The organism is Beggiatoa leptomitoformis, assembly GCF_001305575.3.
GTDB classification, from domain to species: Bacteria; Pseudomonadota; Gammaproteobacteria; order Beggiatoales; family Beggiatoaceae; genus Beggiatoa; species Beggiatoa leptomitoformis.
Genome location: NZ_CP012373.2, coordinates 1,190,508 through 1,202,223, shown reverse-complemented (window position 1 = coordinate 1,202,223; position 11,716 = coordinate 1,190,508). Strand labels below are relative to the sequence as shown.

Here is an 11,716-nt window from a genome sequence, read left to right as displayed (position 1 = left end):
TTAATTGCGGAAATTGAGTAAATTGCGGTTCAGACAGTCTGAACCGCAATTCGCATAATTAACACAGTTACCCAAATTAATACGAAAAGATAAAAATAATTATCTTTAAATTATGTTAATTGCGGAAATTGAGTGAATTGTGGTTCAGACAGTCTGAACCACAATTCGCATAATTAACATAATTATCTTAATTAATACAAAAAGATAAAAATAATTGTCTTTAAATTGTGTTAATTGCGGAAATTGAGTGAATTGTAGTTCAGACAGTCTGAACCGCAATTCGCATAATTAACATAATTACCTTAATTAATACAAAAAGATAAAAATAATTGTCTTTAAATTATGTTAATTGCGGAAATTGAGTGAATTGCGGTTCAGACAGTCTGAACCGCAATTCGCATAATTAACATAATTACCTTAATTAATACAAAAAGATAAAAATAATTATCTTTAAATTGTGTTAATTGCGGAAATTGAGTGAATTGCGGTTCAGATAATTATTAAAAAGCAGGTAATCCCCATAATTCAGGGCGAAATTCACCCATTTGATTTAAAACCGCATCAGCGGTGGCAAATAGGGTTTTGTCTAAAGCAAGCGCGGGAATGGCGACAACGTGCATACCTGCGGCTTTTGCGGCTTCTACACCGACTAAAGCATCTTCAAAAACCAGACAGTGGGCGGGGTCTGCTTGTAGCGCGTTGGCAGCGGCTAGAAAAATATCAGGTGCAGGTTTACCCTGTTTAACCGCAATATTATCGCCCGTAATAATCGTGTTAAAAACGGTAAACCATGTTTGATGTGCATGAGTTTTTAATAAAAATTTGGCGTGTGGTGTACTGGTTGCTACGGCTTGGGGAATTCCTTGTTGATGTAAATGGCGTGTTAAGGTTTGCGCACCTTGTAGCGGTTGCGCAGTCAGAAAGAGTGCATCAAGCAAGGGTTCACGCGAGATTAGGTATTCTTCAGCCGTAATGGGTAGTTCTAACGCATCTACTAAAATTTTTGCTGCATCAAGTGGTTTACGCCCCATCATTTGGGATTTTAACGCCCATGTGAAGGTTTTACCGTGTTGTTGCACTATTTGTTGGGTAACTTCGGTATAAAAGGGTTCGGTATCTAGCAGCACGCCATCCATATCATAGATAACATGGGTAATATGTCGTTGTTTAGCGGTCACTGTAATTTCTCTGCCATCAGCTTGGTGGGGAAAATAGGATAGGTGCGTATGAATTTGCACCTATCTTCAAATGAGGGTTTAAAACATCAAGCGCAACCCAAGCGTGCCAATAACCGCATCGGTTTGTTCACCGTGACGTTCAGCAAAGTTGGCAGTGTCGCCAAACTTGCGTTCATATTTTACCTCAATATAAGGGGCAAATTTGCGGGTGATTTCATAGCGCAGTTGTCCCCCTATTTCGGCTGTGGATAGTCCTGAACCTTTGTGTTGTGCGTGAACATCTTGGGCGAATAGATTTGCTTCCCAATAGGGTTGAGCGATAAGGCGTTGTGTGAGGAGAAAATCTGTTTCTTGCCCTAAACGCGCGCTTATATCCCCATCTTCACTCGCAAATAGATGTGCTGTCGTTTCCAGAAAATAAGGGGCTAAGCCTTTAAATCCGAGTGTTGCATAGGTGAGTGGGTTGGGTTGTGTGTCATAGCGCACGCCTGCTTGTATATCCCAGAATGTACTGAGGTTATAGCTATACAGGGCGTAAAACTCGGATTTTTCAGTTTTACTGTTGGTATATTCGCCTTCACTTTTTAGCCAGAGCTTGTGTTCGTCTGTACCTATCCAGCCGTCAAAATCCCAATTTGCCGTGCCATCATTACGACTTAAACCACCCCCAACATCTAGGTTAAACGCATGAAAAATCTGTGCGCCATGTTCCATGCTATGCGTTTCGTCAGCAATGCAGGGGGTGGAGAAGGCGAATGATAAGAGGAATAACATAGAAAGATTAGTGCGCATGTTTTTCCGCCTTGGTTGTAGGTTTGGTGGATTTATCTTGAGCATGTTCCATATTACTCATGTCATGTTGCATAGGTGCTGAGGTTGACTTCATTTCATGGTCGGCATGTTCCATGTTGCTCATGTCATGTTGCATGGGTGCTGAAGTTGACTTCATTTCATGGTCGGCATGTTCCATATTGCTCATGTCATGTTGCATGGGTGCTGAGGTTGACTTCATTTCATGGTCGGCATGTTCCATGTTGCTCATGTCATGTTGCATGGGTGCTGAGGTTGACTTCATTTCATGGTCAGCGTGTTCCATATTGCTCATGTTATGGTGCATGGGAGGAACGTTGGAAGGGTCTAATTTTGCGACCACGATTTCATTCATCATGCCTGTTGCCATGTGATAGAGTAAATGGCAGTGAAACGCCCATTCACCTGCTTCATCGGCTGTTAATAGGACAGAATAACTATCACCGGGAGCAACAATTACCGTATGTTTATTCGGCAATTTTTCCGCAGGTTGTCCATTTTCTAATTGCACAAACATGCCGTGCAAATGCATCGGATGCGCCATCATGGTGTCATTGATAAATTTTAGGCGGACACGTTCACCATAAGCTAATTGAATAGGTTCAGCTTTTTCATATTTCTTTCCATTCATTGTCCATATATAGCGTTCCATGTTCCCGCCTAAACGGACTTCAATTTCACGTTCTGGACTACGGGTATCTGTTTGTGTCCCTAAATAACGCAAATCTTTATAACTAAGTGCTTTATCACCTTCAGGTGTTCCCGCCTGCGCCCAACCACTGCCTTTAACGCCTGTTTCATAGTCCGTTGCTGAATCCATTGACATGCCATCCATTGGCATGGAATGCCCCATTGCAGCATGATCCATTGCCATACCTGCATGGTCTTCTGTGGATGTGGTGCTATTGGTTTGATGACCTTCATGTGCTGACGATTCGCCATGACTCATGCCCATATCAGCCATTGTCAATAAAGCCCGTGGGCGATGGGTTGGCGTTTCACCGCGCATTCCTTCACGCGGGGCAAGTGTTCCTAGTGCAAACCCTGTGCGGTCTAGGGCTTCTGCAACAATTGTGTAAGCAATATCTTCTGTGGGTGAGACAATGACATCGTATGTTTCTGCAATGCCAAAACGAAACTCATTAACAGTAACAGGCTCAACAGGTTGCCCATCAGCCGCTACGACTGTCATGGTTAAATGTGGAATACGCACATCATAAAACGACATAGCAGACGCATTAATAAACCGTAAGCGTACCCGCTCGCCCGCTTTAAATAACCCTGTCCAGTTTTGTTCGATATTTTTACCATTCACTAAAAACATATAGCCAGAAACATCTGATAAATCCGTCGGTAACATCCGCATTTCTGCCCACATTTTCGCTTCATTAAAGGCTTTACTTGCACCTTGCTTGCTCGCATCTGCCCAAAAATCGCCTACTGTCCGTCGGGCATATTGGTAGTAGTCTGATGACATTTTTAAATTTGCCAAAATACTGCTGGATTCTTCATCGCTATAATCAGAAAACATCACCACATAATCGCGGTCTGCTTGAATAGGTTCAGCTTCTTTAGGACTGATAACAATTGCACCATAATGTCCGTCTTGCTCTTGTCCCATACTGTGCGAGTGATACCAATATGTTCCGCTTTGGCGAATTTTAAACCGATAAGTAAAGGTTTCATTAGGCTTAATGCCCGAGAAACCATTTAAACCGGGAACACCATCCATTGCACCGGGTAATAGCAAACCATGCCAATGCACAGAGGTTTCTTCTTGCATTTTATTAGTGACATGAATAACGGCATCATCGCCCTCAGTAAAATGCAGAGTAGGCCCCGGAATTGAGCCATTAATCGTAATTTTATCAACGGTATTCCCTGTAAAATTAACAGGAAGGCGCGCAATACTTAGCGTATATTCGGTTGTGTTGGCAATAGCGAATGGCGTGAACAAGCAAAGACTTGTCAGCATCGCCATGAGAAGTAATTTTTTCATGCGTTTGAACCCTAATTACAAAATGGTTGGGAAAACACTTTATATAATAAAAGTATTTCACTAAATTTTATAAAAACTAATGGGTTAAACTTTAGGAGGGCGTTCTATTTGTGCAATCAGTTTAGCGGGGAATTTCGCTAATGCGAGATAATCATATTTCGCAGCAGAAAAAGCAGAAAATGAAGGAATTGTATGGAAATTCAAAAATTGTACGGTATGACAAAGACCCGCAGCACATTGACAGTTTTTTTCACAACAAGGGGGTTTTATGGAACACGTCGTTTTTTCTGCTACAGCCGCATGATGTGCGTGATGTGTACCGTGCATTACCTGCATTTCTACAGCAGAACAAGCATGAACATTATGTTTTATAGGCATAGCAAACGCGGGCATTGTCACAACGACTAACGCCAACATCAGCAAATAGCTAACCTGCTTTTTTAACATAATGAATAAAAGAAGTTTTTAGCAAAAAATAAAATAACATTGTTTTCAGTTTACTTGGCAGTTAAGAAAAAGTCAAAATCCATGCTTGGCGATTTTTGAAGCAAAGACTTTTTTAATTGTAGATTTATTCATCTTGATTTATCTAGCGTTTAACTTTCGACAAAATACCGTGTGGACAAATTTACACTGACAAACAGTTAACCGTATTTTTTAAATGGTTTAAAACGCTGTTAATACCCCCATTTCTATATACGTGTCCTTAATCTGGACGTACTCATATAAATATATCTTATACTCAATATAAAGCGTATAATATGTCAGTTTTAGCATTGTCGCTAAATCCGTATATTACTTGTTGATAGCAGTGAGGATAAATAACGTGTTAGAAGCCTATAGACAACATGTCGCAGAACGTGCCAGCCAAGGTTTACCGCCTTTACCCCTGAATGCCGAGCAAGTAGCGGCATTGGTGGAACTGTTAAAGAATCCCCCAAAAGGTGAAGAAAGTAACTTAGTTGACTTATTGACCAATCGTGTTCCCCCCGGTGTTGACCAAGCCGCTTATGTTAAAGCTGGTTTTTTAGCAGATATCGCCAAAGGAACGGCTAAAAGTCCCCTGATTTCCCGTGAACGCGCAACTGAATTGTTAGGCACGATGTTAGGTGGTTATAACGTCCAACCTTTAATCGGTTTATTAGATGATGCCACGTTAGCCCCGCTCGCTGTTCAAGCCTTATCTCATACTTTATTGATGTTTGATGCTTATCACGATGTCGTTGAGAAAGCCAAAACTAACGCCGCTGCAAAACAAGTCTTAGCCGCTTGGGCAGAAGGCGAATGGTTCAAAGTCAAGTCCGAATTACCCAAAAGCTGGACCGTTACCGTTCTCAAAGTCCCCGGTGAAACCAATACCGATGACTTATCCCCCGCTGGTGCTGCATGGAGTCGCCCTGACATCCCATTACATGCCACCGAAATGTTAAAAATTAAAATGCCTAATGCCTTCGAAATCATCACAGATTTGAAGAAAAAAGGTCATGACATTGCTTATGTAGGCGACGTGGTTGGTACAGGTTCATCCCGTAAATCCGCTATTAACTCCGTGTTATGGCACTTAGGCAAAGATATTCCCTTCGTTCCTAATAAACGTCAAGGTGGCGTGATTTTAGGCGGTAAAATTGCCCCTATTTTCTTTAACACCGCAGAAGATTCAGGCGCATTGCCTATTGAATGCGATGTTTCCAAATTAGAAAACGGCGACGTTATCACGATTTATCCTTATGAAGGCAAAATTACCAACGAAAAAGGCGAAGTGGTCAGCACTTTCGACTTACGTCCTAGCAGTATGCCAGACGAAGTCCGTGCAGGTGGTCGTATTCCCTTAATCATTGGTCGTGGTTTAACCGATAATGCCCGTAAAACTTTAGGCTTAAGTGCGTCTGATTTATTCATTCGCCCTGTTGCTCCTCAAGACACAGGTAAAGGCTACTCTTTAGCACAAAAAATGGTTGGTCAAGCCTGTGGTGTGACTGGTGTTCGCCCCGGTACATATTGCGAGCCTAAGACAACCACCGTTGGTTCACAAGATACCACTGGTGGGATGACCCGCGACGAGCTGAAAGAACTCGCCTGCTTAGGCTTTTCAGCCGATTTGGTCATGCAGAGCTTCTGCCACACGGCCGCCTATCCCAAGCCTGTTGATGTTAGATTACAACATGAATTACCTGACTTTATGCAAACCCGTGGTGGTGTTGCCTTACGTCCCGGTGATGGCATTATTCACTCATGGTTAAATCGCATGATTATGCCTGATACTGTTGGTACAGGGGGTGATTCTCACACCCGTTTCCCCATTGGTATCAGCTTCCCCGCAGGTTCTGGCTTGGTTGCCTTTGCCGCCGCCATTGGTGTAATGCCCTTAGAAATGCCTGAATCGGTTTTAGTGCGTTTCAAAGGTGAAATGCAACCCGGTATTACTTTGCGCGACTTAGTCAATGCGATTCCTTACGCAGCGATTCAAAAAGGCTTATTAACCGTCGCCAAACAAGGTAAGAAAAACATTTTCTCAGGTCGTATCTTAGAAATTGAAGGTTTGCCCAACCTGAAGGTTGAACAAGCATTTGAATTAGCAGATGCCTCTGCTGAACGTTCTGCCAGTGCATGTACTGTGCATTTAAACAAAGAACCCATTATCGAATATCTGACTTCTAACATCACCCTGTTACGTTGGATGATTGCTAATGGTTACGGCGACCCACGCACTTTAGAACGTCGTATTAAGAATATGGAAGGTTGGTTAGCTAACCCAAGCTTATTACAACCTGATGCCGATGCTGAATACGCAGCGGTCATTGAAATCGACTTAAACGAAGTTAAAGAACCTTTATTAGCCTGCCCCAATGACCCTGATGATGTAAAAACCTTATCCGCTGTCGCGGGTACAAAGATTGATGAAGTCTTTATCGGTTCTTGCATGACCAATATTGGACATTATCGCGCTGCGGGTAAAGTCTTTGAAGAAGCCAATGGACAAGTACCTGTTCGTTTGTGGATTTCTCCGCCTACTCGCATGGATCAACATCAATTAACCGAAGAAGGTTATTATTCCATTTTCGGTAAAGCGGGCGCGCGGATGGAAATGCCCGGTTGTTCATTGTGCATGGGTAATCAAGCACGGGTTGCGGACAACTCTACCGTCGTTTCTACCTCTACTCGTAACTTCCCTGACCGTTTAGGTAAAGGGGCAAATGTGTACTTAGCTTCTGCGGAATTAGCCGCTGTTGCGGCGCGTTTAGGGAAATTACCCAGCGTAGAAGAGTACATGACTTACACTAACAAGATTAAACCCTTAGCCGATAATATTTATCGCTACTTGAATTTCCATCAAATCGCGGAATATCAAGCAGCAGCAAATAATGTTATTGCTGCGGGTAAAGTCATTCCTATCGCTGCGGCGTAAGGATGGAAAGACACAATACATCGTGTCTGGCTGAATAAAAAAAGGACGGTTGCAAAACCGTCCTTTTTTATTTTGTCTGAACCAAAATTTCCAGTGGCAGAAAGAACTATAGCTAACGCACTTTAAAATGATTATTGCAGGGTGGAATAGGCGCAAGCCGTATTCCACAACAGTGCAAGCTTTCTGCATAAACTCAGCTATTTTTGGCGTTTTATGGTGGAATACGCTACGCTATTCCACCCTACATTAAGCTGCTTTTTAAGTTGCGTTAGCTATACTTGCAATAAAATCGGTCAATTTTGAAAGGTCTCATTCAAACCGTTTTTACATTTATTTTTAACGTTCATTTAACGCTAATTCTGTTGGAATAACAATAGATTGTCTATTTAGCCGACTTTCTAAAATCCAAAATAATATGGGTAATATTAAGGTCGTTATAATGGATAAAAGACCAACTTGCCACATACCTATTAACATACCATTCGCTTGTGATTGTAAGAGTACCGCAGAGAGCATTCCGCCTATTGCACTGGCTAAATGTTGTACAGCCGCATTGACCGCCATAAATCCCGCCCGTTCAGACCCATCTGGCACTTTCGCGATGATGACGGTAATAGCAACGCTACGTAAGGACATGGCAAGCATAAAACCTGCAAAAATAATGGTAACCGGTAAAAACACGGTTTCTACCGTAAATCCAAATAGTAAAACGAATGTCAACAGTAAACTTGCCCCCAAGATAACCATAAAACTGCCGTAACGGTCTGTCCAACGCCCAGCTAGTTGCATTGCAATAAAGCTAACAGTACCACCTGCTAAATATAAAAGACTTAATGCTTCTCGTGGATAATGCAAATTAAACTGTACGTATGCGGAAATATTGGGAATGATTAAAAATCCGCCCAACATAGAAAGTGCTGTTAATGAGTAAGCCAGCAGTGCATCAGGGCGGGTAAAAAAACGTAACATTCGGGTTTTTTGTGAGGTGTGTTGTACGGCTGAAAAATGGTCACGCATGGGTGGTAAAAACCATAATGTTGCGATGACAACAAGCAAACTCACCATTGCAATGGCTAAAAAAGGAGCTTGCCAGCCACCAATTCGCGCCAACTCTAAACCTAGTGGAACACCTAACACGGCTGAAATAGAAAAAGAACTAATCACTAAGCCCATTGCTTGCCCTCGCCGTTCTGCGGGAATGACATCAATGACCATTGCAATAACGAGAGAAGACAAAGGACCTGCAAAAATACCAGCAATAACACGCATCGTAACCAATTCAATTAAATTAGTTGCCAATGTACAAAAGGCTGTCGCCATGATTAACCCTATCATGGCGTAAAAAACAGCGGTACGTCGGTCAAAACGGTCAAGAAAAAATGCGCTGATAATGGCAGAAATTGCCGCACCAATCGTATAACTACCGCCAATAATCCCAATGTGTGCTGTATCAATGGCTAAATCTTTGGCAAAATCTGCCCCTAATGGCATAACCATCATAAAATCAACAATATTGACAAATTGAATTGCAAAAACAATTATTATCAATGCCCTTTCTGAAATGGAAGGCGTTTGCATTTGTAAATAACTCTATTTTAAGAAAAAATTAAGATGAAAACCGATTTGATAATTTGATAAATCGATTTATTGCACTAAGTCGTATAACAGTATAGTTGGTATTTTGTGGATAAAATTGTTTTTTCAATAGTAATGCTGTACGAATACCACCGCTTGAAGCGGTGTTATACGTTGTTCATCTTGCTTGCACACGGCTGCAAGAAGTCTAATGACATTAGCTTATTTTGACGTGGCGAGTTTTGAAAACACAGTGATTTTTTTATTTAACTCATCAGCATTTCCAGTCTAAAACTGCGGTTTTTAGGCTTTATGTAGTGCCTGTAAATCTAGGTTGTAAAATAGACATTGGTCACCACCAACCTGTCGCGCTTGTTGGGTAGCCAGTTCAACCATTGTCAATAATTCTTCAATCTCTCCTGTATCTTGTGGATAAACAACAATGCCAATACTGGCTTTGGTTTGTAGCGTGCAATCTTCAAAGACCATGGGTTGTGTTGCTTTAAATAGTAACATTTCACCCACCAAACCCGCATGTTGTGGTTCAGATATTTCTCCAAGTGCAACAATAAATTGCGCACCATCATAACGAGCAACCAAATCACTGTGGCGTAAGGTTTCTGCAAAGCTATTGCCTAAATATTGCAAAAATTTATCGCCTAATACATGACCATATTGTTGATTAATATCTGCCATCATATCGAGATTAATGAGTAATAAGGCAAAGTGTTTGTTGTTTCTTTTAGCTAAAGTCAGTATTTTTGTTAAGTTATGACAAAACAAACGGCGATTTGCCAGTTGTGTTAAAGGGTCATGTAGCGCGGCGTTTTGATTATGTAGTTGATTAAGTAACACCACATAACGGCGTTCTGGTAATGAAGACGGTTGATAGGGTTGAATTGTTAAACGACATTGATAAACACCGCCGTGCTTATGTCGTTGCCAGACCATCCCCTGCCAATATTTGGCTTGTTGTAACGCGCTGGTTATTTGTTCGTTAATTTGCGTATCTAACCATTCCACTTGTAAATCTTGTAGGAAAAGCTCTTGTAATTCGGCTTCAAAATAACCCGTAAAATAGCGGGTAGCAGGATTAGCCCGCAATATTCTAAATTCCGCATCTAGGAGTAAAAAGGCATCATCGCTATTTGCCCAAATAATTTCACTAACGGCTAAGGCTTCTTGGGTTTGTTGTTGCCGTGTCAGGTCTTCTATTAACCATAATACTTTTTGAGATTGAACAGGTTGCAGATGAATATGGCCATAAAATACGGAGTCATCTTTACGGCGTAGCCATTGGCGGGGCTGATATTCAAAGTTTTTTTCGGCAATCAGATGTTTTATGTATTCATAATCATGTTTATTTACAAAAAGTTGTGTAACAGGAAAGGTCAGTAGTTCAACTTGGCTATAACCAAACAGGTTTTCACAACGCGGATTCACCCGTGTAATTTGGTTTTCTTGCGTTGTTAATAACGCCAGTTCTGTGTGTGCAGTTAATAAATGGGTTTCTTGGCTAAGGGTTTTTACCCGGGTTGAAAGGCGATGTTGTTCTGTAACCTCTTGTAATAAAATTAATAAACCCACACAAAAATCTAAATCCATCAGCGGCAAAAAGTGCAGGGTAAAAACCCGATTATCTTGTTGAAAAGTTTCTTGTAGCTGCTCGCCTGATAAGGTTTGTTTAATTTGTGGTGCGAAGCGTGCGATTTGTTTGCTGGTTTTAAAAATCGGTTGTTCTACTTGTTCGGGACTAATGCCCAAAATATCTAAATGTTGACCTTGTGCAAAAGCTAAAATTCCCCGTTTATCTATGCTAAGTAGGGTTGTCGATAAAGACAGCAATAAATGCGGTAACCATATAGAATAATGAGATAAATCAGGTAAAATCAATGTATTGTGTTGATAATAATGTTGTAAATTGGTAATTGTAGTGACTTTAAATAAATGCCCTTTATCATCAACTAGTTGACTTTCTCCAATGTGATGACGTAAGAGGTGTTTATCCCGATGTTGTAAAGGCCAGTGTCCGCTATTACTAGCCGCATTTGTCAGAAATCTGACATGCCATTGCATGGCTTTGGTGTGTAATTCAGGCGTTAGCAATTGGGTAAACGGTTGGTGAATAAGTTCTTCAAAACGATAGCCAAATAACTCGCAAAAAGTCGTATTGAGATAGACAAAGTGTCCTTGGATATCAGTAACTGCAATACCAACATTAGTATTATCAAAGAGTAAAGAGAAAAAATGTAATTTCGTGGATAACATTTCTCCTTGTTGAATGTATGTTGTAATATCTGTAAATGTACAGATAACACCTTGTTCTGCAAATAACTGTGCATTAACCAATACCCAAACGAGTTGGTCATCAGGGCGATAAATGCCCATTACTTTGTGATGACACGCCTGTTGGGTTTGTAAAGCAATCATTGCAGGAAAATCCGCCATGCTAACTTCCGCGCCATTTTCCCAAATACACGTTAAGGGAAATATAGACTGGTCTAACAAATCTTCTGCTTTTACTGCTAATAATGTGGTTATTTGTGAATTGCAGGCGACAATCATACCTGTCTGGTCATAGACTAAAAGCCCTTCATATAGTGTGTTGATTATATTCTGTAAAGGCTGTTGATGGTCATGTAACGCGCTCATTAACCGTTCTACCATTATTTAGTAAGAAAAAAAGTTACCGTTATATAGCCTTAGTCATCAATTAAACATAATAAAGAGAAATAATTAATCAGCCGA

General features: G+C 41.1%; 7 protein-coding genes. 1 reads left to right on the top strand and 6 read right to left on the bottom strand.

Translation table 11 applies throughout. The features are described 5' to 3' along the window. Positions 1-500: 500 nt before the first annotated feature. From AL038_RS04985 to AL038_RS04970, 4 genes are all read right to left on the bottom strand, one after another. Complete coding sequence (locus AL038_RS04985; RefSeq protein WP_236839466.1) at positions 501-1,238, bottom strand: HAD-IA family hydrolase; 738 nt, start codon at positions 1,236-1,238, stop codon at positions 501-503. A gap of 18 nt (positions 1,239-1,256) precedes the next feature. Continuing rightward, positions 1,257-1,970 (bottom strand): copper resistance protein B, encoded by a 714-nt coding sequence (locus AL038_RS04980; RefSeq protein WP_066246096.1) that lies wholly within the window; start codon positions 1,968-1,970, stop codon positions 1,257-1,259. After that, positions 1,960-3,987: a copper resistance system multicopper oxidase gene (locus AL038_RS04975; protein WP_062149882.1), complete on the bottom strand. Its 2,028-nt coding sequence runs from the start codon at positions 3,985-3,987 to the stop codon at positions 1,960-1,962. The genes AL038_RS04980 and AL038_RS04975 overlap by 11 nt, the downstream gene beginning before the upstream one ends. 84 nt (positions 3,988-4,071) lie before the next feature. Further along, positions 4,072-4,434, bottom strand: coding sequence for a hypothetical protein (locus AL038_RS04970; protein WP_145917057.1), 363 nt, complete (start codon positions 4,432-4,434; stop codon positions 4,072-4,074). Between the two features lie 379 nt (positions 4,435-4,813). Between AL038_RS04970 and acnB the strand changes: the two genes are divergently transcribed. Continuing rightward, positions 4,814-7,393, top strand: a complete 2,580-nt coding sequence (gene acnB / locus AL038_RS04965; protein ID WP_062149874.1) for a bifunctional aconitate hydratase 2/2-methylisocitrate dehydratase — start codon at positions 4,814-4,816, stop codon at positions 7,391-7,393. A 336-nt stretch (positions 7,394-7,729) separates the two neighbouring features. On the opposite strand, the gene AL038_RS04960 is transcribed toward acnB, so the two are convergent. Together AL038_RS04960 and AL038_RS04955 are read right to left on the bottom strand one after the other, a co-directional pair. After that, the gene (locus AL038_RS04960) at positions 7,730-8,971 is read right to left on the bottom strand and encodes an MFS transporter (RefSeq protein ID WP_062149871.1); all 1,242 of its coding nucleotides are present in this window, start codon (positions 8,969-8,971) and stop codon (positions 7,730-7,732) included. 300 nt (positions 8,972-9,271) lie between these two features. Further along, positions 9,272-11,620, bottom strand: coding sequence for a PAS domain S-box protein (locus tag AL038_RS04955; protein WP_161575430.1), 2,349 nt, complete (start codon positions 11,618-11,620; stop codon positions 9,272-9,274). Between the last annotated feature and the right edge of the window lie 96 nt (positions 11,621-11,716).